The sequence below is a fragment of the Sphingomonas sp. PWP1-2 genome (assembly GCF_049898305.1).
GTDB lineage: Bacteria > Pseudomonadota > Alphaproteobacteria > Sphingomonadales > Sphingomonadaceae > Sphingomonas > Sphingomonas glacialis.
Genome location: NZ_JAFCXM010000004.1, coordinates 343,950 through 367,822, shown reverse-complemented (window position 1 = coordinate 367,822; position 23,873 = coordinate 343,950). Strand labels below are relative to the sequence as shown.

The 23,873-nt window shown below is 65.0% G+C and carries 28 protein-coding genes and 1 riboswitch; of the genes, 10 read left to right on the top strand and 18 right to left on the bottom strand.

Features of this window, described 5'->3' with window-relative positions:
- Positions 1-9: 9 nt before the first annotated feature.
- Entirely contained in the window at positions 10-627 is a 618-nt protein-coding gene (locus ACP7C5_RS12770) for an ankyrin repeat domain-containing protein (protein WP_426264521.1), read from the top strand.
- A 34-nt stretch (positions 628-661) separates the two neighbouring features.
- On the opposite strand, the gene ACP7C5_RS12765 is transcribed toward ACP7C5_RS12770, so the two are convergent.
- The 11 genes from ACP7C5_RS12765 to ACP7C5_RS12715 all read right to left on the bottom strand — a co-directional run bounded on the left by ACP7C5_RS12765 (position 662) and on the right by ACP7C5_RS12715 (position 7,615).
- Positions 662-1,174, bottom strand: a complete 513-nt coding sequence (locus ACP7C5_RS12765; protein ID WP_426264520.1) for an MmcB family DNA repair protein — start codon at positions 1,172-1,174, stop codon at positions 662-664.
- Positions 1,175-1,224: 50 nt separating this feature from the next.
- A complete protein-coding gene (locus ACP7C5_RS12760) occupies positions 1,225-1,875 on the bottom strand; it encodes a cell wall hydrolase (RefSeq protein ID WP_426264519.1) in 651 nt (216 codons plus the stop codon).
- A gap of 152 nt (positions 1,876-2,027) precedes the next feature.
- Positions 2,028-2,369 carry a DUF1491 family protein gene (locus ACP7C5_RS12755; protein WP_426264518.1) on the bottom strand — a complete coding sequence of 114 codons (342 nt, stop codon included), beginning with the start codon at positions 2,367-2,369 and terminating at the stop codon, positions 2,028-2,030.
- Complete coding sequence (locus tag ACP7C5_RS12750; RefSeq protein WP_189676520.1) at positions 2,366-2,836, bottom strand: PaaI family thioesterase; 471 nt, start codon at positions 2,834-2,836, stop codon at positions 2,366-2,368. The genes ACP7C5_RS12755 and ACP7C5_RS12750 overlap by 4 nt, the downstream gene beginning before the upstream one ends.
- Entirely contained in the window at positions 2,826-3,293 is a 468-nt protein-coding gene (locus tag ACP7C5_RS12745) for a PTS sugar transporter subunit IIA (protein WP_426264517.1), read from the bottom strand. Before ACP7C5_RS12745 ends, ACP7C5_RS12750 begins: the two co-directional genes overlap by 11 nt.
- A 115-nt stretch (positions 3,294-3,408) precedes the next feature.
- Positions 3,409-3,996: a ribosome hibernation-promoting factor, HPF/YfiA family gene (gene hpf, locus ACP7C5_RS12740; protein ID WP_133191259.1), complete on the bottom strand. Its 588-nt coding sequence runs from the start codon at positions 3,994-3,996 to the stop codon at positions 3,409-3,411.
- Between the two features lie 84 nt (positions 3,997-4,080).
- The gene (gene dnaQ / locus ACP7C5_RS12735) at positions 4,081-4,773 is read right to left on the bottom strand and encodes a DNA polymerase III subunit epsilon (protein ID WP_426264516.1); all 693 of its coding nucleotides are present in this window, start codon (positions 4,771-4,773) and stop codon (positions 4,081-4,083) included.
- Positions 4,774-4,777: 4 nt separating this feature from the next.
- Positions 4,778-5,392 carry a dephospho-CoA kinase gene (coaE, locus tag ACP7C5_RS12730; protein ID WP_426264515.1) on the bottom strand — a complete coding sequence of 205 codons (615 nt, stop codon included), beginning with the start codon at positions 5,390-5,392 and terminating at the stop codon, positions 4,778-4,780.
- Entirely contained in the window at positions 5,389-6,201 is an 813-nt protein-coding gene (locus ACP7C5_RS12725; RefSeq protein ID WP_426264514.1) for a shikimate dehydrogenase family protein, read from the bottom strand. The genes coaE and ACP7C5_RS12725 overlap by 4 nt, the downstream gene beginning before the upstream one ends.
- Positions 6,198-6,794, bottom strand: coding sequence for a Maf family protein (locus tag ACP7C5_RS12720; protein ID WP_426264513.1), 597 nt, complete (start codon positions 6,792-6,794; stop codon positions 6,198-6,200). The genes ACP7C5_RS12725 and ACP7C5_RS12720 overlap by 4 nt, the downstream gene beginning before the upstream one ends.
- Positions 6,791-7,615 (bottom strand): pyruvate, water dikinase regulatory protein, encoded by an 825-nt coding sequence (locus tag ACP7C5_RS12715; RefSeq protein ID WP_426264512.1) that lies wholly within the window; start codon positions 7,613-7,615, stop codon positions 6,791-6,793. Before ACP7C5_RS12715 ends, ACP7C5_RS12720 begins: the two co-directional genes overlap by 4 nt.
- 318 nt (positions 7,616-7,933) lie before the next feature.
- Here ACP7C5_RS12715 and hemE point away from each other — a divergent pair, with 318 nt between their 5' ends.
- From hemE to rho, 3 genes are all read left to right on the top strand, one after another.
- Entirely contained in the window at positions 7,934-8,965 is a 1,032-nt protein-coding gene (gene hemE / locus ACP7C5_RS12710; RefSeq protein ID WP_322161552.1) for a uroporphyrinogen decarboxylase, read from the top strand.
- A complete protein-coding gene (locus tag ACP7C5_RS12705; protein WP_189676513.1) occupies positions 8,962-9,417 on the top strand; it encodes a CopD family protein in 456 nt (151 codons plus the stop codon). The genes hemE and ACP7C5_RS12705 overlap by 4 nt, the downstream gene beginning before the upstream one ends.
- A gap of 242 nt (positions 9,418-9,659) precedes the next feature.
- On the top strand, positions 9,660-10,916 hold the full coding sequence (gene rho / locus ACP7C5_RS12700; protein ID WP_133191273.1) for a transcription termination factor Rho: 1,257 nt from the start codon (positions 9,660-9,662) through the stop codon (positions 10,914-10,916).
- A 117-nt stretch (positions 10,917-11,033) separates the two neighbouring features.
- Here rho and ACP7C5_RS12695 read toward each other — a convergent pair whose 3' ends face one another.
- Positions 11,034-11,513, bottom strand: coding sequence for a methylated-DNA--[protein]-cysteine S-methyltransferase (locus ACP7C5_RS12695; RefSeq protein WP_426264511.1), 480 nt, complete (start codon positions 11,511-11,513; stop codon positions 11,034-11,036).
- 49 nt (positions 11,514-11,562) lie between these two features.
- Between ACP7C5_RS12695 and ACP7C5_RS12690 the strand changes: the two genes are divergently transcribed.
- The 6 genes from ACP7C5_RS12690 (at position 11,563) to ACP7C5_RS12665 (ending at position 17,280) form a co-directional block, all read left to right on the top strand.
- Entirely contained in the window at positions 11,563-11,787 is a 225-nt protein-coding gene (locus tag ACP7C5_RS12690; RefSeq protein WP_133191277.1) for a DUF6489 family protein, read from the top strand.
- Between the two features lie 3 nt (positions 11,788-11,790).
- Positions 11,791-13,077, top strand: coding sequence for a tRNA uridine-5-carboxymethylaminomethyl(34) synthesis GTPase MnmE (mnmE, locus tag ACP7C5_RS12685; RefSeq protein ID WP_426264510.1), 1,287 nt, complete (start codon positions 11,791-11,793; stop codon positions 13,075-13,077).
- Positions 13,078-13,137: 60 nt separating this feature from the next.
- On the top strand, positions 13,138-14,982 hold the full coding sequence (mnmG, locus tag ACP7C5_RS12680) for a tRNA uridine-5-carboxymethylaminomethyl(34) synthesis enzyme MnmG (protein ID WP_426264509.1): 1,845 nt from the start codon (positions 13,138-13,140) through the stop codon (positions 14,980-14,982).
- Positions 14,979-15,593: a 16S rRNA (guanine(527)-N(7))-methyltransferase RsmG gene (locus ACP7C5_RS12675; protein ID WP_426264508.1), complete on the top strand. Its 615-nt coding sequence runs from the start codon at positions 14,979-14,981 to the stop codon at positions 15,591-15,593. Before mnmG ends, ACP7C5_RS12675 begins: the two co-directional genes overlap by 4 nt.
- A complete protein-coding gene (locus tag ACP7C5_RS12670) occupies positions 15,590-16,384 on the top strand; it encodes a ParA family protein (RefSeq protein WP_133191285.1) in 795 nt (264 codons plus the stop codon). Before ACP7C5_RS12675 ends, ACP7C5_RS12670 begins: the two co-directional genes overlap by 4 nt.
- A 68-nt stretch (positions 16,385-16,452) precedes the next feature.
- Positions 16,453-17,280 carry a ParB/RepB/Spo0J family partition protein gene (locus ACP7C5_RS12665; RefSeq protein WP_416194514.1) on the top strand — a complete coding sequence of 276 codons (828 nt, stop codon included), beginning with the start codon at positions 16,453-16,455 and terminating at the stop codon, positions 17,278-17,280.
- Between the two features lie 43 nt (positions 17,281-17,323).
- Here the strand turns inward: ACP7C5_RS12665 and thiC are convergent, their stop codons facing one another.
- From thiC to ACP7C5_RS12635, 6 genes are all read right to left on the bottom strand, one after another.
- Entirely contained in the window at positions 17,324-19,240 is a 1,917-nt protein-coding gene (gene thiC, locus ACP7C5_RS12660) for a phosphomethylpyrimidine synthase ThiC (RefSeq protein WP_426264507.1), read from the bottom strand.
- A gap of 40 nt (positions 19,241-19,280) precedes the next feature.
- A riboswitch (TPP riboswitch) is annotated at positions 19,281-19,391 on the bottom strand.
- A gap of 30 nt (positions 19,392-19,421) precedes the next feature.
- Complete coding sequence (locus tag ACP7C5_RS12655; protein WP_426264506.1) at positions 19,422-20,462, bottom strand: ferritin-like domain-containing protein; 1,041 nt, start codon at positions 20,460-20,462, stop codon at positions 19,422-19,424.
- A 56-nt stretch (positions 20,463-20,518) separates the two neighbouring features.
- A complete protein-coding gene (locus ACP7C5_RS12650; RefSeq protein WP_133191293.1) occupies positions 20,519-21,544 on the bottom strand; it encodes a ferritin-like domain-containing protein in 1,026 nt (341 codons plus the stop codon).
- 189 nt (positions 21,545-21,733) lie between these two features.
- Positions 21,734-22,609, bottom strand: a complete 876-nt coding sequence (locus ACP7C5_RS12645) for a MipA/OmpV family protein (protein ID WP_322161569.1) — start codon at positions 22,607-22,609, stop codon at positions 21,734-21,736.
- Between the two features lie 70 nt (positions 22,610-22,679).
- On the bottom strand, positions 22,680-23,078 hold the full coding sequence (locus tag ACP7C5_RS12640; protein ID WP_426264505.1) for a DUF2141 domain-containing protein: 399 nt from the start codon (positions 23,076-23,078) through the stop codon (positions 22,680-22,682).
- Entirely contained in the window at positions 23,041-23,838 is a 798-nt protein-coding gene (locus ACP7C5_RS12635) for a sterol desaturase family protein (protein ID WP_426264619.1), read from the bottom strand. Before ACP7C5_RS12635 ends, ACP7C5_RS12640 begins: the two co-directional genes overlap by 38 nt.
- Between the last annotated feature and the right edge of the window lie 35 nt (positions 23,839-23,873).

The window sequence follows — 23,873 nt, the reverse complement described above, 5'->3', positions numbered from 1 at the left end:
ACCTTTTCGATGACCCTTCGTACTGCATCGCTCGCCTTCGTCTTGCTCGCGGCCACGCCGCTTGCGCTGGTTTCGACGCCCGCCGTGGCGCAGATCGGTCAGTCGGCCGGATACAAGTTCCTCCAGTCGGTGAAAGACGCGAAGAACGATGAAGTGATCGCCGCGCTCGAGAAGCCTGGCGTGACCTTGGTCAACACGCGCGATCGCTCGACTGGCGAAGGCGCGCTCCACATCGTCGTGCGGCGCGGCGACATGGCCTATGTTTCGTATCTGCTGTCGAAGGGTGCCGACGCCAATCTCCGCGACGACAAGGGCGAGACCGCGATGCTGCTGGCGACCCGGCTCGGGCGCAAGGAAATGGTCGATGCGCTCGCCAAGAGCGGGGGCAACGTCAACCTCGCCGACGCGCGCGGCGAGACGCCGTTGATTATCGCGGTCCAGCGTCGTGACCAGTCGCTCGTGCGCACTCTGCTCGATCTGGGCGCCGATCCCGACCAGGCCGATCATCTCCAGGGCTTTTCCGCGCGCGAATATGCACAGCAGGACAAGCGCTCGCCGAGCATCGCGCAAATGATCGAGGCCAGCCCCAAAAAGGTTCGCAAGGCAGTGTCAGGGCCAACGCTCTGAGATTGCTCCACGTGGAACACTCGGAGGACGTCGCCTAAAGCATGACCTGTGCTTCGGGATCGGTGAGCGCGATCAAGCGCCGCCCTGCCCGACGCCCGAACGCGAGCGTCGCGCGCTTACGCGTCGCTGCCGACAACGGCTCGGTATGCGCATCGCGGACCACCGCGGCATCGTAGCGATCAGCGACGATGATCCCGGTGCGCTCGGGGAGGAAAGCCGCGCCATCGAGTGGCGATGCGTCGAACCCCGCAGGGACCGCCCAATAATAGCGATCACAGCATCCGAGATAATCAGTCCATTTGCCATCGCCGAGCAGATCGGCGCGCGTGACCTTGATTTCGACAATGACGATCTGGCCGCGCGCATCGATCGCCATCAGATCGGCGCGACGATTGCCATCGAGCGGCACCTCGCTCAGCGCGACCAGATCGTGGCGAAGCAGCATTCGGATCGTGCCACGCGCGACATCGGCTGCGCAGAGCGACGAGCCGGGAAATTCGGCGCAGGCGCCCCTGGGAAATGCGGAAGGATCGGGCGTGCGGAGCATCACCCGACCCTAGAACATTTCACGAACGCGTCCAAGAGGACGCGCGCGTCTCAGCGGTAGAAAAGATGGTTGCCGATCGCAGCGACCTGAACGCGGTGCCAGCCCGGCGCAGCGCGGCGCGCGTGGAAGTACATCGCGTCCGACGCTGGGCTGTCCCACGCATCGGCGAGCGCGACACGCGCGACGGCGACGGCGGTGCGATACTGCTTGTTTGGGGCGATCTCGGGGACATGGCCACCGCGAACGAAAGAGAACTGACCCTTCTGGGTCACGACCGAACACACGCCCTTGGGGAAGCGGCCCGACTTCGAACGGTTGAGGATCACTTCGGCGACAGCGAGCTGGCCGCTCAGCGGTTCGCCCTTGGCCTCGAAATAGATCGCGCCGGCCATGCACTGAAGTTCGTCGTTCATCGCTTCGGGGCCAGGCTGCGCAGCGACGGCGGCATCGAGCGTACCATAAGCAACGGTATCGCCAACCTGCTCTGCGTCGGACTCTTGCGAAGGAGCGGTTACGGGATCAGCCGACTGGGTCGTGGCGATCGCCGGGATCATCTGGGGCGTCTGCGGAACCGAAAGCGCGGACGGCACGTTGATAGCACGATTGATTTCCTGGGCGAACCCAGGCGTTCCGAAGCCGATGAGAGCAGCGACGGTAAAGGTCAGCGTCACGATGGATGCGACGCGATTCGAAAACGACATGAAGACGACTAAAATGCGGTTGGTGCACGGATAGGGTCGACATACGTCGCCCTTCCGGACAGCCCCCCGACTGCGTAATCATTCCGGATCGCACCCGGCACGACACAACGCCCTGACTAGAGCTTTGCCTATCCATGCGCGGGGCCGCCCGGTCAATCGTCGAGGATCGTTTCTGCGGCGAATCGTTCTGCCGACGGGATATCCAGTTCGATAACCCACAGGTCGGGATCCCGCGCGCGTCGGCGTCGCCAATAGGTATCGCACGTCATCGGATCGCTCGCGCCGCTTGGCCCCGCGGCAATGAGCGCCCGCTTGCCGAGCGAGTCCCGTCCGCGCTCGACCAGCCGTGAGCGACCCGGACCATCGTTCAAAATCATCAGGATCGCGCCGGAATCTGCGTCACCCCTGGCCCGCACCATCCCCATCCCACCAGCATCGTTGACGCGTTTGAGCAGGGCCGACACCAGAATTCCGCTCGCCAGCGTGTCGCTCATGCAGGGCGGTACCCGGGCAATCCGGCAAGCGCGATCTGCGAGCGCATGAAGGTGCCGGTGCCACGCGCAGCTTCATCACCGCTCGCATCGATCAAGCGCGCCTCGGCGACGAACACACGCCGATGCCCCGACACCCAACGGCCCTCTGCAATCACTGGCCCCGCGCGCAGCGGCTTGGTGAGCAGCAGATTGTACGCGGTGGTGAGCAGGAAGCGATCGGTCACGAGGCTGTTCGCGGCGTAGAACGCAGCGTCGTCGAGCATCTTGAAATAGCTCGTGCCGTGCGCGGCGCCCGCGGCGTGGAAGAAGCGCTCGTCGATCGTGAAATGGATCCGCGCGAGCCCGGCTTCGGGGATTTCAAGCGTCGACTCGAACAAGCGATTGATCGGTGCCGCGGCATAGAGCGATTCGAGCGCACGGAAATGCGCCTGTTCTCCCGCCGGGGCCGGGCCGTCGTTAAGCGGCATCGCACGTCTGATCGGCGGACAGCAACGCGACAAGCGCATCGCGCGACCCTGCCCCGCGCAGTTTCGCGACGAACGCCTGATCGCGCAGCGCACGCGACACGCGCGCCAGCGCCTTGAGATGAGTCGCACCGGCATCGGGTGGCGACAGCAGCATGAAGACGATGTCGACGGGCATGTCGTCAACCGAGTCGAAATCGATCGGCTGGGCGAGCCGGGCGAAAACGCCGCAGACGCGGTCCAGCCCGGGCAACTTGCCGTGCGGCGTCGCAACGCCCCCGCCGAACCCGGTCGAACCGAGCTTCTCGCGCGTCCCGACCACTTCGGACACCGCGCTGGCATCTACTCCGTATACGCTCGCCGCGGTCGCTGCGAGCTGCTGGAACAGCGCCTTGCGCGTGCCTGCGCTGACGCGTTCGAGCACGGCGTCGGACGCGAGAATATCGTGCAGATCGGTCATGTTAGTCCTTGGGCCCGCCCAAAGCGGAGGCTTTGAGCGAGCCCATAGCGCCGATCGGTCATCGGCGAAAGCACGAGCCTTATGCTAGGACATCGGCGCCGTGCCGCTGATGGCCTTACGCTTCGCGGTGCGGCTCGACCCAGCCGATCGTCCCGTCGCCACGGCGATAGACCATGTTGTAGGTGCCCGATACGCTGTTGCGGAACAGCAAGGCCGCGGTGTTGCGCAGGTCGAGCATCATCACCGCATCGGACACCGAGGCATCGGGCACGTCGACGCGCGTTTCTGCGACGATCAGCGGGAAGTCCTCGACCTCCTCTTCAGTGGTGCTCTCCTGGAACAGCGTATAGCCGGCATTCTCGGCATCGGCCGCTTGTGCCGCCGCTGCACTCGCCACCCCGGCATTGCGATCCTTGAGGCGGCGCATGTAGCGCCGCAATTGCTTCTCAACCTTGGCGGCGGCAGCGTCGAAGGCGAGATGCGCATCCGCGGCATCGCCATGTGCCTTGAGGATCAACCCCTGCATCACGTGCGCGACGATGTCGGCGGTGAAGCGATTGTCGTGCGGCCCCTTGCCGAAGGTGACCTGCGCCGAGATCGCGCGCGCGAAATATTTGGTGGCTATGCCCTGGAGTCGCTCGTCGACATGGGTCCTGAGCGCCTCGCCCGTTTCGACCTGATGGCCGGAAACCCGAATATCCATGAGCATTCTCCTTAGCTGGCCGATGTCGCTTTGACGATCATCGCCGGTAGACGACGCCTGTCGGGCGCCTCGACCCCCTTAAACTCAAGACAGTGCCGGATCGCTCCCCCACAACGGATTGACCACGGTTTTGAGGAACGCCGCATGCCGGGCGAGTTCGCTCTCGGCGGCTGCGAAAATCCGCGCCGGACGCACCGTCGTCGGCGCGGTCGACTGCATCGGCGCCATGTCCTCGATCACTTCGCTGACCAGGCCGAGCCCGATCTGTCGACCGCCGGTGAGCTCGACATAGACTTGCGAGAGCAATTGCGCGTCGAGCAACGCGCCGTGGACGGTGCGATGGCTACGATCGATGCCGTAGCGGTTACAGAGCGCATCGAGGCTGTGCTTGGCGCCGGGGTGGCGCATCCGCGCCATCGCGACGGTATCGACCATCCGGTGCAGCCCAACGGTCGCGCGGCCGCAGCGCTGCAGTTCGCCGTTGAGGAAGCCGAAATCGAAGCTCGCATTGTGCGCGACAAGCGGACTGTCGCCGATGAAATCGAGCAAATCCTCGACCAGCTGCGGAAATAGCGGCTTGTCGGCGAGGAACGCGTCGCTCAGCCCGTGGACGCGCTGCGCTTCGGGCGGCACTGTGCGCTCTGGGTGGAAATAGGCGTGGAAGGTGCGCCCGGTCTCGACCTTGTTGACCATCTCGAGACAGCCGATCTCGACCATGCGGTCGCCATCGGAAAAACTAAAGCCTGTGGTCTCGGTATCGAAAACGATCTCGCGCATAAGTCTAGGATAGTGGGGTCTCGCGCCCTTCGAGGCAAGCGATGATGGCGCTAACCGCACGGCGCGTCGCATCGATCGACCCGCCCGTCGGCACGACGAAGTCGGCGCGCGCGACTTTATCCCCGTCCGGCAACTGCCTGGCGAGAATCGCGTCGAGCTTTTCGGGCGTCATTCCGGTGCGGGCGAGCACCCGCGCACGTTGAATCTCGGGCGGGGCCGACACGACGACGACGCGATCGACGCGCGACTCGCCACCCGTCTCGAACAGCAAGGGGACGTCGAACAGCACGATCGGCGCGCTCGCATGCGCCGCCAGGAAGGCCGCGCGCTCCTCGCCGACCGCCGGATGGACGATCGCTTCGAGCCGCGCGAGTGCCGCCGGGTCGCCGAGCACCTTGGCGCCGAGCGCAGCGCGATCGACGCCATTCGGCCCGGTCACGCCGGGAAAGGCAGACTCGATCGCGGCGACGGTGCGGCCACCCGGCCCTTGCAGCGCGTGCACCGTGGCATCGGCGTCGAACACCGGCACGCCGGCGTCGGCGAACATCGCGGCGACGGGCGATTTGCCCATGCCGATCGACCCGGTCAGCCCGATCGTGATCGGCCGCTCGGCCGTCATGCGGTCAGCAGCGCGCGGAGCTCGTCGTCGCTCGCCTCGTCGCGCGGTGGGGCGACGCCAAAGAACAGCTCGAACGCGAGCGCGGCCTGGCCGATCAGCATATCGAGCCCGTCGACCGTCTCGAGCTCGCGGTCGCGCGCCGCCGCCAGCAGGCGCGTTTCGAGCGGTGCATAAACGACGTCATACACCACTGCATCCTCGGGCAACGGCGCCAGATCGAGCTCGAGCGGGGGTTGCCCGACCATCCCGAGTGCGCTCGCATTGACCAACAAGGCCGCGGCCGGGAGCGTCGCATCGAGCGGCAGCGCCTTGCCCTTGAGCCCGAACGACGACAGCAACGCCGCGGCCTTGAGCACGTTGCGGTTGAGGATCGTCACCGGACCGACGTCGAGCCGCGCGAGCGCGAACAACACCGCGCGTGCCGCCCCCCCTGCCCCGATCACCACGACCGGCGCGCCGGTAAGTTCGAGCTGGTTGATCGGCGCATAGAAGCCGGCGGCATCGGTGTTGGTCAGGATCACCTTGCCGTCTTCGCCGCGGAACACGGTATTGGCCGCGCCGATCGTGGCGCGGACGCCACCGGGATCGGGGACATGGTCGAACACCGCGATCTTGTGCGGGATCGTTACGTTGCAGCCGCGCCAAGCGGGATCGGCACTGCGCGCCTCGAAATACGCTGCCAGCCCGTCGGCAGCGACCTGACAGCGGCGATATTCGGCATCGAGCGCGAGGCGTTCGATCCAGAAGCCGTGGATCAGTGGCGATTTGGAATGCGCGATCGGATCGCCGATCACTTCGGCCAGCATCATGACGCCATAACTCCCCGAACCCGCAGATAATCGAGCACCGGCAGCAAAGGCAGGCCGAGCACGGTAAACTGGCTCCCCTCGATCCGGCTGAACAATTGCGCGCCCGGGCCCTCGATCCGATAGCAACCGACACAGCCGGAGATCTCGGGCCATTCGAGGTCGAGATAGGTCTCGATGAACGCCTCGGACAGCGGGCGCACGTGCATTCGCGCACGATCGACGACGCGCCACACCGGACGGCCGCCTTCGGCTATCACCGCGGCGCTGACGAGTTCGTGACGCTTGCCCGACAGCCGGCGCAGATGCGCGCCCGCCTCGGCCCGGTCGCGCGGTTTGTCGAGCATCGACCCATCCTCGAGCGCGACGACCGAGTCGCAACCGAGCACAAGCGCTTGCCCCTCACCCGACGAAACCTTGATCGCCTTAAGTTCGGCCAGGGCATCGGTCATGTCGCGCGCGGCGAGCCCTTCGCCGAGCAACGCCGCCTTTGCCGATTCCTCATCGACGCCGGCCGAGACCGCGACGAACGGGACATTTGCCGCGGTCAGCATGGCGCGCCGCGAGGCACTTTGCGACGCCAGCAGGAGCTTCATGCCTCACCTCGTGTTTCGCCACGGCGTTCGCCGACAAGCGCAATGATCGCCGCTGCGGTTTCCTCGATCGAGCGCCGCGTGACGTCGATCACCGGCCAGCCATTGTCGGCGAACATCCGCCGCGCATAGGCGACTTCGCGCGTCACCGCTTCTTGGTCGACATAAGCGGTGGTGGTCGTTTCATTTAGCGACAGCAACCGGTTGCGGCGCACCTGGATCAGCCGATCGGCGCTCGTCGTAAGGCCGACGATGATCGGGTTCTTCAACGTGAAGAGATTTTCGGGCGGCGGGCTTTCGACGACGATCGGGATATTCGCGGTCTTGAAGCCGCGATTGGCGAGATAGATCGACGTCGGCGTCTTCGAAGACCGCGACACGCCTGCGAGCAGAATGTCCGCCTCTTCCCACTCCTCGGCCAGGATCCCGTCGTCATGCGCGATCGTGAACTGAATCGCATCGACTCGCGCGAAATACGCGGCGTCGAGCACGTGCTGCCGCCCCGGGCGGGCCTTCGCCGCCTGACCAAGCAAGCCCGACAGCGCGCCCGTCACCGCATCGAGCGGCGCGACCGCGGGGAGCCCGAGCGTACGACAGCGCGTCTCGAGCGTGCGCCGCGTCTCGCTGTTCACCAGAGTGAACAGCACCAACCCGGGATTTTGCGAGATTTCCTGCAAAATGCGCTCGAGATGCGCCTCGGTCCGGACCATCGGCCAGAAATGCCGGATCGTCTCGACATCGTCATATTGCGCGAGCGCGGCCTTGGCGATGTTCTCGAGCGTTTCGCCGGTCGAATCCGACAAAAGATGGAGATGCAGGCGCATCAGAGACGGGTGCGGGGCGAAACTGTGGACAACATGGGGGCAAGCGCTAGCGCAACTTTGCCCGTCCGCAAAGCCGAGCGACCGCGGTGCATAACCCTCATGCTATCCACAATCGCGCAAACACCCCATGGTTCCCCCCACAGCCTGTGGATAATGGGGACGAGCACGCCGACTCAAGGCGTGAGCGTCGATTGCGCCGCGTCAATCTGTTGGCATTTTGGGGATGGCGGCATAAGCCCCGTTATCAACGTGCCAACAACCACTTCAACCTTTTAAGATTCTAGATTCTTATAGAAGTAGGGTGAGGAAAGACCGATCGTGCTGACGCAAAACAAGCCGCTGCTCGCCACGCTCAAGGGTGAGCGTGCCTCCACCCCGCCAATCTGGCTGATGCGCCAGGCGGGACGCTATCTCCCCGAATATCGCGCGCTCCGGGCCGAGAAGGGCGGGTTCCTCGCTTTGGTCAATGACAGTGAAGCGGCAGCCGAGGTAACGATCCAACCGATCCGGCGCTTCGGCTTCGACGGTGCGATCCTGTTCTCGGACATCCTGATGGTCCCCTCGGCGCTGGGACAGGGTCTGAGCTTCGGTGTCGGCGAAGGACCGGCGCTGACGCCCCCGCTCGTCGATCATGCGCTGGAAAGCCTTCAGGCGGCGCCTGAGCGGCTTGATCCGGTGTATGCGACTGTGCGCCTGGTCGCAGCGCAATTGCCGCCACAGACCACCTTCCTCGGCTTTGCTGGAAGCCCGTGGACCGTCGCCACCTATATGGTCGCAGGACATGGCAGCAAGGATCAGGGCGAGACGCGGCGTTTTGCGTATGGCGACCCTGCCGCTTTTGGTCGGATCATCACCGCGATCGCCGATTGCACGATCGAATATCTGTCGCGCCAGATCGAGGCAGGCGTCGAGGCGGTGCAGCTGTTCGACAGCTGGGCCGGCAGCCTCAGCCCCGCGCAGTTCGAACGCTGGGTGATCGCCCCCAATGCCGCGATCGTCGCGGCGCTGCATGAGCGCCACCCCGGCGTCCCGGTGATCGGCTTTCCCAAGGGCGCGGGCGAGAAGCTTCCTGCCTATGCGCGCGAGACCGGGGTCGATGCGCTCGGGCTCGACGAGACGATCGACCCCGAATGGGCCGCGCGGACGCTTCCGCAGGGGATGCCGGTGCAGGGCAATCTCGATCCGCTCGTCCTGATCGCCGGCGGGGCGGCGATGGAACAGGCCGCGTCGCGCATCCTCACCGCGTTCGCCGATCGGCCGCACATCTTCAATCTCGGCCACGGCATCCTGCAGGACACGCCGATCCCGCATGTCGAGCAGTTGCTCGCCTATGTCCGGAGCGCGCGATGATCGGGATGCTCGGCAATGCCTATCCGTGGATGAAGGCAGCGCATCTGATCTTCGTCATCTTCTGGATGGCGGGGCTGTTCATGCTGCCGCGCTATCTGGTGTATCATCAGGAAGCCGCGATCGGCTCGCCCGAGGCGGCGCAATGGGTCGAGCGCGAAGCCAAGATCCGCAAGATCATCCTGACGCCTGCGATGGTCGTCGTCTGGGTGCTCGGCTTGACGCTCGGCGCCAATCTCGGGCTGTTCTCGGGCGCGAGTGGGCTCGGCTGGCTGCATCTCAAGCTGCTGCTGGTGGTGATCCTCAGCGGGTATCACGGTTGGGCGGTCGGCTATTCGAAGAAGCTGGCGGCGGGCAAGCCGACGCTCACCGGGCGGCAGCTGCGGCTGATCAACGAAGTGCCGGCGGTGCTGGTGACGTTCATCGTCATCCTCGCGATCGTCCAGCCTTTCTGAGGTCCTGAAGCCCTCTGCGCGTGGGACGCGACGCGTGCGGAGGGCGACCGATAATCGCGCTCTCAGCACTTGCGCAAAAACCGCCAAGCCTTGACGCGCCGCGCGCCGGATCGTATCTCCAACGCCGTGTCACGATGCGGCGGGTCCACCCGCTCGGTCGCGGCATCCTTCCTCTAGCATCGTCGCGTATCTGTCGCCGACCGAAGCTCCCCCCTCGCATCTTCATGCCCCGGACGCCCTCCATGCATCTCAAAGACCTCAAGAACAAAAAGCCGGCCGAACTGGTCGCGATGGCCGAGGAGCTCGGCATCGAGAGCGCATCGACGCTGCGCAAGCAGGATCTGATGTTCGCGATCCTCAAGGTCCAGGCCGAAGAGGGCGAGGAAATCATGGGGCTCGGCACGATCGAAGTGCTGCCCGACGGCTTTGGCTTTCTGCGCAGCCCCGAGGCGAATTATCTCGCCGGCCCTGACGACATCTACATCTCGCCCAACCAGGTCCGCAAATTCGGCCTGCGCACCGGCGATACGGTCGAAGGTGAAATCCGCGGACCGAAGGATGGCGAACGCTATTTCGCTCTGACCAAGCTGACCGCGGTCAATTTCGACAATCCCGACGCGGTTCGTCATCGCGTCAATTTCGACAATCTCACGCCGCTCTATCCCGATGAGAAGCTCACGCTCGATCCCGCCGATCCGACCGTCAAGGACAAGTCGGCGCGCGTCATCGACATCATCTCGCCGCAGGGCAAGGGCCAGCGCACGCTGATCGTCGCGCCGCCGCGCGTCGGCAAGACGGTGATGCTGCAGAACATCGCCAAGGCGATCACCGACAACCACCCCGAGGTGTTCCTGATCGTCCTGCTGATCGACGAGCGCCCCGAGGAAGTGACCGACATGCAGCGTTCGGTGAAGGGCGAGGTCGTCTCCTCGACCTTCGACGAGCCCGCGACGCGCCACGTGCAAGTCGCTGAAATGGTGATCGAAAAGGCCAAGCGCCTGGTCGAGCACAAGAAGGACGTCGTGATCCTGCTCGACTCGATCACGCGTCTCGGCCGGGCCTACAACACCGTCGTCCCGTCGTCGGGCAAGGTGCTGACCGGCGGTGTCGACGCCAATGCACTGCAGCGTCCGAAGCGCTTCTTCGGTGCCGCGCGCAACATCGAGGAAGGCGGTTCGCTGTCGATCATCGCGACCGCGCTGATTGATACCGGCAGCCGGATGGACGAAGTGATCTTCGAGGAATTCAAGGGCACGGGTAACTCGGAAATCGTGCTCGATCGCAAGGTTGCCGACAAGCGCATCTTCCCGGCGCTCGACGTCGGCAAGTCGGGCACGCGCAAGGAAGAGCTGCTGGTCGATCAGAGCAAGCTGTCGAAGATGTGGGTGCTGCGCCGCATCCTCATGCAGATGGGCACGATCGACTCGATGGAGTTCCTGCTCGACAAGATGAAGAATTCGAAGACCAACGAAGATTTCTTCGACAGCATGAATCAATAGCCGAGTGCGGCCGGCGGCAGGCTGCCGCCGGACTCGCACCGGCTCGGCCGGCGGGCGCAATTCCGCGCCCGACCGACGGCATGGGCTTTGCCCATGCCCGCCCCGCCGACCAAATCCCTAAAGCAGCAGATCCCGCCGACCGCGCCGCTCGAACGCGAGCAGCCATTGCTTGGTGATCGGCCCCTCCCCCGCCGAATAGGCGCCGAGGCTTCCCGAGGCATTGACCACGCGGTGGCATGGCACCACGATCGGGAACGGATTGTGCGCGCAGGCCTGCCCGATCGCCCGCGCACTCGATCCAGCACGCTTGGCGAGTGCTCCGTAGCTTAGCGTATCGCCATACGGGATCGCGACCATTGCGGTCCGCAGCGCCTCCCCGCGTTCGGACGCTGCCGCTGACAAAGCCAGATCAAAGGTCGTTAGCGCTCCCGCAAACCACGCGGTCAGTTGCTCGGCGGCGGCACGTACGGGTGCGGTTGTCCCCGCGACGATCTCGCCCTCCCCGCCCAGCGTGATCGCATGGAGTTCGCGGTCATCGCCGCTGATCGTGATCACGCCGACGGGCGTTGCGATCCGGGCCATATCGCGCGCATACATGAGCAGACTATGGCGCCGGGCTCGTGCCGGCTCAAGCGGAGACGCCGTAATGAAGATCAACGTCGAGATCGATTGTACCCCCCAGGAAGCGCGTGCGTTCATGGGGCTCCCGGATCTCACGCCGATCCACGATAAGTATCTGTCGATGATGACCGATTCGATGGATGGCGTCGTTTCGCCCGACCTGATCGAAAACATGATGCGAAGCTGGGCGCCGGTCAGCGATGCGAGCATGGGACTGTGGCGGACGATGTTCGATCGCGCAGCGAAATAAGCCGTGGCGGACGACACGATCTTTGCCTGCTCGAGCGGCCCGCCGCCGGCGGCGATCGCGATCATGCGGATCAGCGGGCCGTCGGCGATGGCGGTTGCAGCGGCGCTCGCGGGGACCCTGCCGTCACCGCGCGTGGCGGGCGTGCGCGCCTTGCGCGATCCTGCCGACCGGCGATTGCTCGATCGTGCGCTGGTCCTGACCTTTCCGGCTCCGCGTACCGCGACGGGTGAGGATCTGGTCGAACTCCATCTTCACGGCGGGCGTGCGGTGGTGGCGGCGGTCGGCGATGTCCTCGCTGCGCAACCGGGTCTGCGCGCCGCCGAGCCGGGGGAATTCACGCGCCGTGCGTTGACCAACGGTGTGCTCGATCTGACCGAAGCTGAAGGCCTCGGCGATCTGCTCAGCGCCGAGACCGAGACGCAGCGTCGTGCAGCGCTTCGGATTGCGGAAGGCGGATTGCGCACCGTTATCGAAGACTGGTCGGACCGGTTGGTGACAGTGGCTGCGAGCATCGAAGCGCAGCTCGATTTCTCCGACGAAGACGATGTGCCCGACGAAGCGGTCGAGGCGATCACGACCAACATCGCAGGCATTGCGGATGCGATGGCTGCGCTGCTCGCAACGCCCCCGGTCGAGCGTCTGCACGACGGCGTACGCGTGGTGATAGCCGGGCCCCCCAATAGTGGGAAATCGACGCTCCTCAACGTGCTCGCGGCGCGCGATGTGGCGATCGTCTCGCCATTGTCGGGGACGACGCGCGACCGGATCGAGGCCGCGGTCACGCGTGGGGGGATCGCCTATCTGCTGACCGATACTGCCGGTCTGACGGATACGCCCAACGACATTGTCGAAGAGATCGGCATTGCGCGTGCCGAGGCGGCGATGGGCTCGGCGGATATCGTGCTGTGGCTGGGCGACACCCCGCCTGCCGATCCGAGGCATATCGCGGTACACGCGCGTGCCGACCTGTCGTCGCGCTCGTCCCCTCCCCCTTTCGCTGAGCTCGTTGTTTCGGCAGAGACCGGGGCTGGCATAGCCGGCCTGTGGGCGCGGCTTGCCGCGGAGGCGAAAGCGCTGCTCCCCGTCGCCGATGCGATTGCGACAAATGATCGGCAGCGGTCGTTGCTGCGCGAAAGCGAGCAGCATCTCCGCCAGGCGGGTCAAGGCGATTTGCTGATCGTCTCAGAGGAAGTGCGCTGCGCGATGCGGTCACTCAACGCGATCACGGGGCGCACCGGAACCGAGGACGTGCTCGACGCGATCTTCTCGCGCTTCTGCATCGGCAAATGATGTTCCACGTGGAACACGGTCGGCTTTGACAGATCGCGGCGAGCCATTTAGCGCGAAGCCATGAACGATTTCGACGTCATCGTAGTGGGTGGCGGACACTCCGGCACCGAGGCTGCCGCCGCGGCGGCGCGCCGCGGCGCACGGACCGCATTGATCACCTTCGATCCTGCGAAAGTGGGCGCGATGTCGTGCAACCCCGCGATCGGGGGTCTCGGCAAGGGGCATCTTGTCCGCGAGGTCGATGCGTTCGACGGCCTGATGGCGCGCGCGACCGATGCGGCGGGTATCCACTACCGAATGCTCAACCGCAGCAAAGGCGCAGCCGTTCAGGGCCCACGAGTGCAGGCGGACCGACGCCGCTACGCGGCAGCGATCAACGCGATGCTAGCACAGCAAGCAGGGTTGGAGATTATCGGTGGCGAAGTCGCCGGTCTCCTGCTGAGCGAGAGCGGGAGCGTCGCAGGTGTTCGCCTAGCCGATGGTACGGTACTTCATGCACGCGCCGTGGTGCTAGCAACTGGCACCTTCCTCGGCGGGCGGATGTTCTGTGGTGAGGAACGCTCCGAAGGTGGGCGTGTCGGGGAAGCGGGCGCGTCCTTGCTCGCGCAGCAGCTTCGCGCTGCCAACCTGCCGATGGCGCGCCTCAAGACCGGGACGCCGCCACGGCTCGATGGCCGCACGATCGACTGGGCGCGGCTGGCGCAGCAGGAAAGCGACGCCGAGCCGTGGACCATGTCACCCGTTTCGAAGCATCGCCCCCTGCCCCAGCTTCACTGCGCGATCACGCGGACGACGCCGCAGACACACGACATCATTCGCTCCGGGCTCGACCGGTCGCCGCTGTTCGGCGGTGCGATCGCGGGGGCAGGCCCCCGCTATTGCCCCTCGATCGAGGACAAGATCCATCGCTTTGGCGACCGCGACGGCCATCAGATCTTCCTCGAACCCGAGGGCCTCGACGATCCGACGATCTATCCCAACGGCATTTCGACTTCGCTGCCCGTCGATATCCAGGCGGCGATGCTTCGCTCGATCCCCGGGCTCGAGGCCACGACGATGCTGACGCCGGGATACGCCGTCGAATATGACCACATCGACCCGCGCGCGCTGGATGCCACGCTGGAGGTCCGCGCGCTCGAAGGTCTGTATTGCTGTGGGCAAATCAACGGAACGACTGGATATGAAGAAGCCGCCGGCCAAGGGTTGATGGCGGGGCTCAATGCAGCGGCGCGCGCGCTCGAGCGGCCCGAGATCGTGCTCGACCGAGCATCGTCGTATCTCGGTGTGATGATCGACGATCTGGTGCTGCAAGGCATTACCGAACCCTATCGCATGCTCACCGCTCGCGCCGAATATCGGCTGCGATTGCGCGCCGATAATGCCGAGACACGCTTGAGCCCGATAGCGGCTGAGATTGGGTGCTTGTCGCCCGCGCGGATCGAGCGGCTCGCGGATCGGATCGAGCGCCGTGGCGAAATCGAACGGGTGCTCGACCAGACGGTGCCAAGCGAAACGCTCACGACGCGCGGTGCGGTGATCGGCAGCGATCCCGAACGTCGATCGGGCGCCGCATGGCTACGCGTGGCGGGCGTGACGCTCGAGATGGTGGCCCCAGACCTCCTCGAACGCATGGATGCCGATCTGCTTGCCGAAGCGACCGAGGACGCGCGCTACGCCCCCTATCTCGCACGGCAGGAGTCCGAAGTTGCGGCGATGCGGTCGCATGACACGATCGCCGTTCCCGATGGCTTGCACTTCGCGACCGTCCCCGGGCTATCGAGCGAGATGATCGAACGGCTCGAGACCGCACGCCCCGCGACGCTCGCAGCGGCGGGTCGCATTCGCGGCATCACCCCGGCGGCGCTGACGGCGATCCTCCTGCAGATACGAAAGAAGGCGGCGTGACCGAGGACGAAGCGCGGGACTGGGTCTCGCAGCACTTTGGCGCTGACGGGCTCGCGGCGATGCGACAGCTCGTCGAGATCGTTACCGCCGAAAGCGCGCAGCAGAATCTGATTGCACCCTCGACGCTGGGCGCGATGTGGACGCGCCACATTGTCGATTCCGCGCAGCTGCTGATGCTCGCCCCCAAGGACGACGGGGTATGGCTCGATATCGGGAGCGGTGCCGGTTTCCCAGGACTGGTTGTTGCAGCTCTTACCGATCGACCGGTCTGGCTGGTCGAGCCGCGTCGACGTCGCGCAGACTTCCTGACGCAAGCGGCGGAGGCGATGGGGGTCGGCGATCGCGTTACGGTGAAGTGTGCGCGGATCGAGGATGTCCTTGTCGATGCAAGGATTATCTCGGCGCGGGCCGTCGCATCGTTGGACAGTCTTTTCGCCTGGGGCGCGAAGTGCGCATCTTCCGCAACGTGCTGGATTCTGCCAAAAGGGCGGACGGCGCTGGCAGATGTCACCGCCGCGCAGCTAGCATGGGACGGGGTGTTTCACGTGGAACACAGTATCACCGATCCCGACTCGCTGATCGTTCTTGCATCAGGGGTAACACGCCGATGAACGTCATTGCCGTCGCGAACCAGAAGGGCGGTGTCGGAAAGACGACGACCGCGATCAACCTCGGCACTGCGCTTGCTGCGACCGGGCTGCGGGTTTTGCTGCTCGATCTCGATCCGCAAGGCAATTGCTCGACGGGGCTTGGGATCGCGCGCGCCGACCGGCATCACTCGACCTATGACATTCTGCTCGGCGAGACATCGATCGACGTCGCGGCAATGCCGACGTGCGTCCCCAAGCTCGACATCGTACCGGCGACGGTCGACCTCTCGGGTGCCGAAATCGAGCTGGTCGAATATGAAGAGCGCACGCATCGCCTGTCGCGCGCTCTCGCCCGCTCGGATCATCGCTGGGACGTCGTGCTGATCGATTGTCCGCCGTCGCTCGGTCTGCTGACGCTCAATGCGATGGTCGCGTCGAATTCGCTGCTCGTCCCGCTGCAGTGCGAATTCTTCGCGCTCGAAGGGCTCAGCCAGCTGTTGAGCACCGTCGAGCGGATCCGCGAGCGCTTCAACCCCGCGCTGTCGATCATGGGTGTCGCATTGACGATGCACGATCGTCGCAACCGTCTGACCGACCAAGTCTCGAACGACGTTCGCGCGGTGCTGGGTCGCGTGGTGTTCGACACGGTGATTCCGCGCAACGTGCGTTTGTCCGAGGCGCCGAGCCACGGCTTGCCGGCATTGATCTACGATTATCGCTGCCCCGGCTCGGAAGCCTATATCGCGCTCGCGCGTGAGCTGATCGCGCGGCTGCCCGCCTTTGATACCCCGCAACCTGCAAGGGCCGCATGACCGACTCGACGCCTCCGATTGCACGCCCGAAGCCGCGTTCGGGATTGGGCCGCGGCCTCAACGCCTTGATGGGAGATTTGGCGCGCGAAGAGCCCGTCGGTGAAGGCAAGGAGAATGCCTCGCCGGGTGTGCGCTCGCTCCCCGTCGGCTCGCTGACGCCGCATCCGGGCCAGCCGCGGCGGCACTTCGACGAAGCCGCACTCGAGGAACTCGCGCAATCGATCGCGCTGCGCGGGGTGTTGCAGCCAATCGTCGTGCGGCCGCACGGCACCGGCTATCAGATCGTCGCAGGCGAGCGCCGCTGGCGCGCTGCCCAGCGTGCGCGGCTGCACGAGGTGCCGGTCATCGTGCGGGCGTTCGATGATACCGAAACGCTCGAAGTCGCGCTCGTCGAGAATATCCAGCGGCAAGACCTCAATGCGATCGAAGAGGCCGAAGCGTATCATCGCTTGATCGAGGATTTCGGTCACACGCAGGAAGCGCTAGGCAAGCTGGTCAACAAGTCGCGCAGCCACATCGCCAATCTGCTGCGTCTGCTCGAGCTGCCGACCCCGGTGCAGGAGCGCGTCGTCAATGGTGCGCTGACGATGGGGCATGCGCGCGCGCTGATCGGCGCGCCCGATGTCGAGACGCTGGCGGACCAGGTCGTCGCGCGCGGTCTGTCGGTGCGCGATACCGAGCGTATGGCGCGCGCTGCCAAGCCTGCGCCGCGCGGCCAGCGCGACAGCGAGGGGCGAGATCCCGATCTCGCGGCGCTCGAGCATCAGCTGGCCGATCTGCTGGGCCTGTCGGTGCGTGTCGCGCACAGCGCCAAGGGGGGCACGCTGACGCTGTCCTATTCGACGCTCGATCAACTCGACATGGTGTGCCAGCGGCTGACCGGCGAGCGTATCTGATCCGCGGCCGGCGGACACTTCGGGCGTCCGCCGGACCGGCAGGTCACTCGGTCGCGGGCAGGTAGAGCTCGCTGCCCTTTGCTTTGAACGTGGCGCTCATTTCAGCCATGCCCGCCTCGGCCTGCACACCGCGTGCGAACGCGGCGCGGTCGGCGTCGGCCTCATCGACCATCGGCGTTGCGGCGAGGAAGCCGTCCGCCGGCTGGTTCTGCTTCGCCGCAAAATCGCGCACTTCCTGCGTGATCTTCATCGAGCAGAATTTCGGCCCGCACATCGAACAGAAATGCGCGGTCTTTGCGCCCTCCGCGGGGAGCGTCTCGTCATGATAGAGTTCCGCCGTATCGGGATCGAGCGACAGGTTGAACTGGTCGCGCCAGCGGAATTCGAAGCGCGCGCGGCTGACCGCATCGTCGCGCATCTTGGCGGCGGGATGGCCCTTGGCGAGATCGGCGGCGTGCGCGGCAAGCTTGTAGGTCACCACGCCGACCTTGACGTCATCACGATCGGGGAGTCCGAGATGCTCCTTCGGCGTGACGTAGCAGAGCATCGCGGTGCCATACCACCCGATCATGGCCGCGCCGATCCCGCTGGTGATATGGTCATAGCCCGGTGCGATATCGGTGGTGAGCGGCCCGAGCGTATAGAAGGGCGCCTCGCCGCACACTTCGAGCTGCTTTTCCATATTCTCCTTGATCTTGTGCATCGGCACATGGCCGGGGCCTTCGATCATCACTTGGACGTCGCTCTTCCAAGCGCGGTGGGTGAGTTCGCCGAGCGTGTAGAGCTCGCTGAACTGCGCTTCGTCGTTGGCGTCGGCGATCGAGCCAGGTCGCAGGCCGTCGCCGAGCGAGTAGGCGATGTCATACGCCTTCATGATCTCGGTGATCTCGTCGAACCGCTCGTAGAGGAAGCTCTCCTTGTGGTGCGCGAGGCACCATTTCGCCATGATCGATCCGCCCCGCGAGACGATCCCGGTGACGCGCTTCGCGGTCATCGGGATATAGGCGAGCCGCACGCCGGCATGGATCGTGAAGTAATCGACGCCCTGCTCGGCCTGTTCGATCAGCGTGTCGCGGAAGATGTCCCAGGTGAGGTCCTCGGCAACGCCGCCGACCTTTTCGAGCGCTTGGTAGATCGGCACGGTGCCGATCGGCACGGGGCTGTTGCGCAGGATCCATTCGCGCGTGTCGTGGATGTTGCGGCCAGTCGACAGGTCCATCACCGTGTCGGCGCCCCAGCGGATCGACCAGACCATCTTGTCGACCTCGGCCGCGACGTTGCTCGCAACGGCGGAGTTGCCGATATTGGCGTTGATCTTGACCAGGAAGTTGCGGCCGATCGCCATCGGTTCGGATTCGGGATGGTTGATGTTGTTGGGAAGGATCGCCCGCCCCCGCGCGATTTCGTCGCGGACGAATTCGGGCGTCACGTAATCGGGGATCGATGCGCCGAAGTCCTGGCCGTCGCGGATCAGCTTTTCCTTGGCGGCAGCGCGCCCGAGATTCTCGCGGATCGCGACATATTCCATCTCGGGGGTGATGATGCCGCGTCGCGCATAGTGCATCTGGCTGACATTGGCGCTAGGCCTGGCGCGCAGCGGGCGTTTAACGACATTGGGATATTGCGGTAAGCCAGTCGAACGATCGGGGCCGCTCAAGCCATTGTCTTCGGGGCGAATTTCGCGCGCAGTGTATTCCTCGACGTCGCCGCGTGCGAGAATCCAGTCGCGCCGCAGCGTCGGCAAGCCGACGTGGATATCGATCCGCGCTTTGGGGTCGGTATAGGGCCCCGACGTGTCGTAAACGCGTAGCGGCGGCTCGCCACACGATGGTTCAAGCAGGATCTCACGCATCGCGACGCCTGGCCCGGGAATTGCCACCGAGGGCACGTAGATCTTGCGTGAGCCACGGATCGGGCCAGTCGTCACGCCGATTTCGGTACGCGCCGGGATATCTGCCATGCTCTTCGCTCCAAAATCGCAAGGAGCAAAGACGGTTTCCGGGCGGCCACCGCTCCCTCCCTACGCCCGTATTAACGGGATCAGGTTGATGCGGGTCGGGGGCTCGTGCCCCCCTCTCAGCCGCCGAACAGCAGCCCCCCGGGGAATGGCGTCAGTCTAGGCGCTCGCGCGCCGCGTGCAACTAGTTTGCGGCGCTGGTGCGGATGTTGCCATTGAAACCATTGGGGAAGAAGCCCCCGCCGACCACGGCGTTCTTGTTGAGATAGACGACGTTGAGCACTTGGCCTGCGGTACGGCCGTAGACCAGGCCGTTGGCATCGACCGGAACGAGGTTGGATGTCGTCGCGGTTCCGGTAATGCCCTGATCGATGTCGCTCGTACCATCGAGGCTATCGCGCGCGTCGCTGATCAGGTTGGCATTGACGCGCAGGCTCGGGGTGGCGAGGCCCTTCGAATAGAGCACGGTCCGGATCAGGCCGGCGTGGTAAGCCTCGGTCGCGAGGATGCCCGCAGCGGCATCGAGCAGCAACGTCGTGTTGATCGTCTGCGCAGCGCCCTTGTATGCGGTCACGCCGACATCTTCGAAGATGAACGCACCGAGCAGGAAGTTCTCGTCGCTGGCGTAAGGGTCGAAGGTGCCGTTGACGCGATCGACGACGCCATTGGTGGTTGCGATCCCGGCGGCGCGCGCGGCGGCCGAGAAGGCGCCATTGGCGCCACCATCGATGTTGATCGACGGCATCGCAACCGCCGCAGCACCAAGTGCCGAACGCAGGAAGGCGACATGGGCGACTTCGTCGGCGGCGATCTCGACCGCATATTGCTGGACGATCGGATCGGTGAAAGTGACCTTGCGGCCGCCCGTCACGGTGCCTTGGACGGTCTGGTTGCCATCGCCCTTGGCGATCAACGCATTGGGCAGCCCTGCGCCGGTAACGGCAAAGCTGTAGAACTGCGCTTCGAGATATTCGAGGTTGAGCGCGAAGTTGAGCGTGTCCTGATCCTGCAGCGTGCTGGTCGAGCTCGGGCTCGGCGTCGGCGTTGCGGTCGCCGTCGCGCCTGGATCGGTGCTCGTCGAGCCGCTGCCGCCGCAGGCCGACAGCAGCGATGCGCCGCCAACGGCGAGCGAGGCGACGCCAGCGCTGCGCAGGAAATTACGGCGCTCGGCGCGGCGGCGTTCGCCGGCGTCGAGAACCTGCAAGAGGATGTCGCTATCGATCACTGGGGAACTCCCGTTCGGGCAAGCTGGAAGGCGTCAGGCTGAAGGTATCGGGCGGCTCAATTCGCGGTGCTGGTCACGATGGTGCCATTGAGCCCATTGGGGAAGAAGCCCCCCTTCGCGACAGCCAGACTGTTGAGGTAGACGATATTGAGCACGTTCCCGGTCGAGCGGCCATAGGCGATGCCGTCGAGCCCGGTGGGGACGATGTTCGATGCCGTCAGGCCGTTGAGCGCGGCGAACTGGCTGTTCGCGACGACTGCCGAGGCAATGCCCTGATCGTCGTCCGAGGTCCCGTCGAGCTTGTCGCGAACGTCGGAGATCGCGCCCGCCGCAGTGCGCAGCGACGGCGTCGCCAGGCCCTTGCTGTACAGCACGGTGCGGATGATCGAGGCATGATAGGCCTCCGCGGCGAGGATGCCCGCCGCCGCGTCGATATAGGCCTTGGTCGTCAGCAGCGAGGCCGCGCCCTTATAGGCGGTGACGCCGACATCTTCGAACAGGAAGGCGGCAAGCAGGAAGTTCTGGTCGTTGGCGTAAGGGTCGAAAGTGCCGTTGACGTTGTCGACCGCGCCGCTTGCATTGGTCGCGAGGCCGGCGGCGCGCGCAGCGACCGTGAAGGCGCTCGTGGCGGTGCTGCCGATGTCGATCGCGGGCTGCGCGACGGCGACGGTGCCGAGCTGGCTGCGAAGGAAGGCGACGTGCTGCGTTTCGTCACCGGCGATCTCGCGCGCATATTGCGCGACGAGCGGATCGCTGAAGCTGACCTGGCGGCCACCCGTGACCGTTCCCTGCGTCGTCGTGCTGGCGCTGCCCGGGGTGAGCTGGCTGTTGGGCAAGCCCGTACCGAAGACGGCGTAGGAATAGAATTGCGCCTCGAGATATTCGAGGTTGAGCGCGAAATTGAGGATGTCGGTTTCCGACGTCGCCTGCGCCGATGCGCTGGTCCCGACCGCGACGGCGGCGGCGCCGACGGCGGCGACCGCACCGGCTCCAAGGGCTGTGCGGAAGAATTCGCGGCGCTCATTCCGACGGTCGGCGCGGGCTTCGAGGCGCTCGATCAGCTGGTCTTCGGTGTCGGTCATTGGGGCGAACCCTTTTGCTGGAAACGCTATAGTGCGGCGCTGGCGTGGCACCTCGCGCGCGACGGCGCAAGACCCGAATAGCTGGAGCGTCGGCCATTCCCGACGATCCGCGCGCAAACGAAAACCCGCCGTGGAACCACGAGTTGTGTTCCACGGCGGGTCCTGAACCTGCGCTGAATTGCGCCGGGGTTAGAAGGTGTAAGCGAGCCCGACGGCGCCCAGCCACTGGTTGGGCGAGCCGGCGATGCGAACGATCGGGGCGTAGGAGAAGTCCCCCAGCGACCGCGAATAGGTACCGCCGGCGACGACCTTAACGCCGTGGAGCAAATTGCCGGTCAGCGAATAGGTCGCGAAACCGCCGACCGAATAGTTCTTCCAGCCCGAGCGTGCCGCGTACGTCGGAAGGCCGCTCGCGAGGCTCTGCGTCGGCGTGATGCTGAAATAGGTGTCGGCATAGCCCTGCCCGACATGCTGTGCCGAGGCGAGGATGCCGACCGCGGCCTTGCGGCTGAGTGGCGTCAGATAGGTGAAGCTCGGCTGCCAGATCCCGCTATTGTGCGCGCCGGTCACGCCCTTGCGATAGCTGACCGACACCGAGATCTTGTCATACGGGCTGGTGATCACGCCGGTCTTGCCGATGCCGATATAGCCACCGAGCTCGAGCGCGGTGCTGCGCTTGCCGAGTGCGCGGACGCGGACGTCGTCGATGTTCTTGATGCTCGAGCGGTCGAAATTGATCACGCCGATCGGACCGAATTGCAGATCGATCGACTGGCCCGGGCGGTTCGGGATCAGATCGATGCTGGCACGGTTGCCGATCACCGAGAAGTTGAAGCCCTTGACCGAGCCGATCGCGGCGGGTGCCGGCACGAAGCGATACTCGTTCGAGCCGTCATAATCGGGAAGGTAGGCGCCACCGATGCCGACCGTGACCGAATCCTTGTTGAAGTCGGCGGCGATCTGGTCGTTGTCCGCCGGGGCGGGCGGCGCGCTTTGCGCAAACGCCGGGGCCGCACTGGCGATCAGCAGGGTGGCGGCGGATATAAGAAAGCGACGATCGATCACGGGGTAGCTCCAGAATCTAAGGATTTGGGGCCGTAACGCTCGCGCAACGCTTTGGGTCCGAAAATGTAAGCTAGAGCAGATAACGCATTTTGATCTGTTGCCGATCTGCATCACCTGTCAGCGTGAAGCGGGCCGCAGCAAAGCGCGGCGGGCCAAAGCTCACTGCCGGATTACGAGAAAAACCAAAGCCTTCGCGCGGAATTCCTGCGAAGGTGTCGAGCTTGCGGTTGTTGTTCTCGTCATGGATCACCGCGACGGCATAATCGCCGTGCGTCAGCCCATCGAAGCGCAAGCTGCCGGCTGTCGCGGGTATGGAGCGCGTCACGGCCTGCGCATCGTCGATGCACGCGGGGAAGTTCTGCGGGTCGGCGGTCAGGCAGACGCGGACCGATCCCTTGTGCGACCGCAGATTGGTGAGATCGACCGACAGGTCACTCGTTGCCACCGCCCCCGGCAGCGCCAGCAACACCACCGCCGACGCGCCGCCGACGCACGCGAGCCTGCGCATGCGCTTTGACAAAATCGCCGACACCTTTGTCGGTGCCGCAGAGCCGATCCCAGAAACGGAAATAGAGACCATAATTTCCTCGATAGAGATCGTGGTGCCGTTGGTGATGGCTGGCCGTGATCAGCCATGCCCCCAATGGTCCATTCCACATGAACCGGGGAAAGACTTCCCAACCCATATGATTGGTAACCCCCATAACCGTCATGATCGCGAGGACCAAGCCGAGGCAGCCGATATTGATGGGAATAAGGAAGACAAGTAGCGGAATTATCACAGCGCCGGCGATCGCCTCGATCGGATGGAACGCCATCGCCGCCCACGCCGTCGGCGGGCGGCTGTCGTGATGCACCGCGTGCGCGAGCTTGAACGCGCGCGGCGTGTGCATCCAGCGATGCGTCCAATAAAACCACGTGTCGTGCGCGATCAGGTACAGCAGCACCGACACCGGCGCATACCATAAGGGGTAGCTGTGCAAATCGGTGTAGATCCGCGTCCAGCCGAGATTCTGCCATCCCCAGGCGACGACGCCCGCCGGCACGCCGTAAATCACCGCCGAGGCAAGGCTCCAGCCAATCTCGCGACGGATCTGCGGCGTCAGGCCGTCGTAGAGGCCGGGATGCCTGACGCGCGTTGCCGCGGCGAATGCCCCCGAGACGATCAGATAGCGCACGCCGACGATCAGCGACATGACGAGCGTGGCGGCGAGGATCGCGAGCAACATTCCTGCGGTGTAGCGCAGCCAGCCCCGCAAGTCAG

Bases quoted from the DNA above. Each gene is read 5' to 3' on its own strand.
- ACP7C5_RS12765 (WP_426264520.1), bottom strand. From the start codon at position 1,174: ATGCTCCGCACGCCCGATCCTTCCGCATTTCCCAGGGGCGCCTGCGCC.
- ACP7C5_RS12695 (WP_426264511.1), bottom strand. From the start codon at position 11,513: ATGTATGCGCGCGATATGGCCCGGATCGCAACGCCCGTCGGCGTGATC.
- ACP7C5_RS12770 (WP_426264521.1), top strand. From the start codon at position 10: ATGACCCTTCGTACTGCATCGCTCGCCTTCGTCTTGCTCGCGGCCACG.
- ACP7C5_RS12750 (WP_189676520.1), bottom strand. From the start codon at position 2,836: ATGCCGCTTAACGACGGCCCGGCCCCGGCGGGAGAACAGGCGCATTTC.
- coaE (WP_426264515.1), bottom strand. From the start codon at position 5,392: ATGACGGCCGAGCGGCCGATCACGATCGGGCTGACCGGGTCGATCGGC.
- ACP7C5_RS12760 (WP_426264519.1), bottom strand. From the start codon at position 1,875: ATGTCGTTTTCGAATCGCGTCGCATCCATCGTGACGCTGACCTTTACC.
- ACP7C5_RS12670 (WP_133191285.1), top strand. From the start codon at position 15,590: ATGAACGTCATTGCCGTCGCGAACCAGAAGGGCGGTGTCGGAAAGACG.
- ACP7C5_RS12705 (WP_189676513.1), top strand. From the start codon at position 8,962: ATGATCGGGATGCTCGGCAATGCCTATCCGTGGATGAAGGCAGCGCAT.
- thiC (WP_426264507.1), bottom strand. From the start codon at position 19,240: ATGGCAGATATCCCGGCGCGTACCGAAATCGGCGTGACGACTGGCCCG.
- dnaQ (WP_426264516.1), bottom strand. From the start codon at position 4,773: ATGCGCGAGATCGTTTTCGATACCGAGACCACAGGCTTTAGTTTTTCC.
- ACP7C5_RS12650 (WP_133191293.1), bottom strand. From the start codon at position 21,544: ATGACCGACACCGAAGACCAGCTGATCGAGCGCCTCGAAGCCCGCGCC.
- ACP7C5_RS12665 (WP_416194514.1), top strand. From the start codon at position 16,453: ATGGGAGATTTGGCGCGCGAAGAGCCCGTCGGTGAAGGCAAGGAGAAT.
- ACP7C5_RS12745 (WP_426264517.1), bottom strand. From the start codon at position 3,293: ATGACCGATCTGCACGATATTCTCGCGTCCGACGCCGTGCTCGAACGC.
- ACP7C5_RS12720 (WP_426264513.1), bottom strand. From the start codon at position 6,794: ATGAAGCTCCTGCTGGCGTCGCAAAGTGCCTCGCGGCGCGCCATGCTG.
- ACP7C5_RS12755 (WP_426264518.1), bottom strand. From the start codon at position 2,369: ATGAGCGACACGCTGGCGAGCGGAATTCTGGTGTCGGCCCTGCTCAAA.
- ACP7C5_RS12715 (WP_426264512.1), bottom strand. From the start codon at position 7,615: ATGCGCCTGCATCTCCATCTTTTGTCGGATTCGACCGGCGAAACGCTC.
- rho (WP_133191273.1), top strand. From the start codon at position 9,660: ATGCATCTCAAAGACCTCAAGAACAAAAAGCCGGCCGAACTGGTCGCG.
- ACP7C5_RS12635 (WP_426264619.1), bottom strand. From the start codon at position 23,838: ATGTTGCTCGCGATCCTCGCCGCCACGCTCGTCATGTCGCTGATCGTC.
- hpf (WP_133191259.1), bottom strand. From the start codon at position 3,996: ATGGATATTCGGGTTTCCGGCCATCAGGTCGAAACGGGCGAGGCGCTC.
- mnmG (WP_426264509.1), top strand. From the start codon at position 13,138: ATGAACGATTTCGACGTCATCGTAGTGGGTGGCGGACACTCCGGCACC.
- ACP7C5_RS12690 (WP_133191277.1), top strand. From the start codon at position 11,563: ATGAAGATCAACGTCGAGATCGATTGTACCCCCCAGGAAGCGCGTGCG.
- ACP7C5_RS12725 (WP_426264514.1), bottom strand. From the start codon at position 6,201: ATGATGCTGGCCGAAGTGATCGGCGATCCGATCGCGCATTCCAAATCG.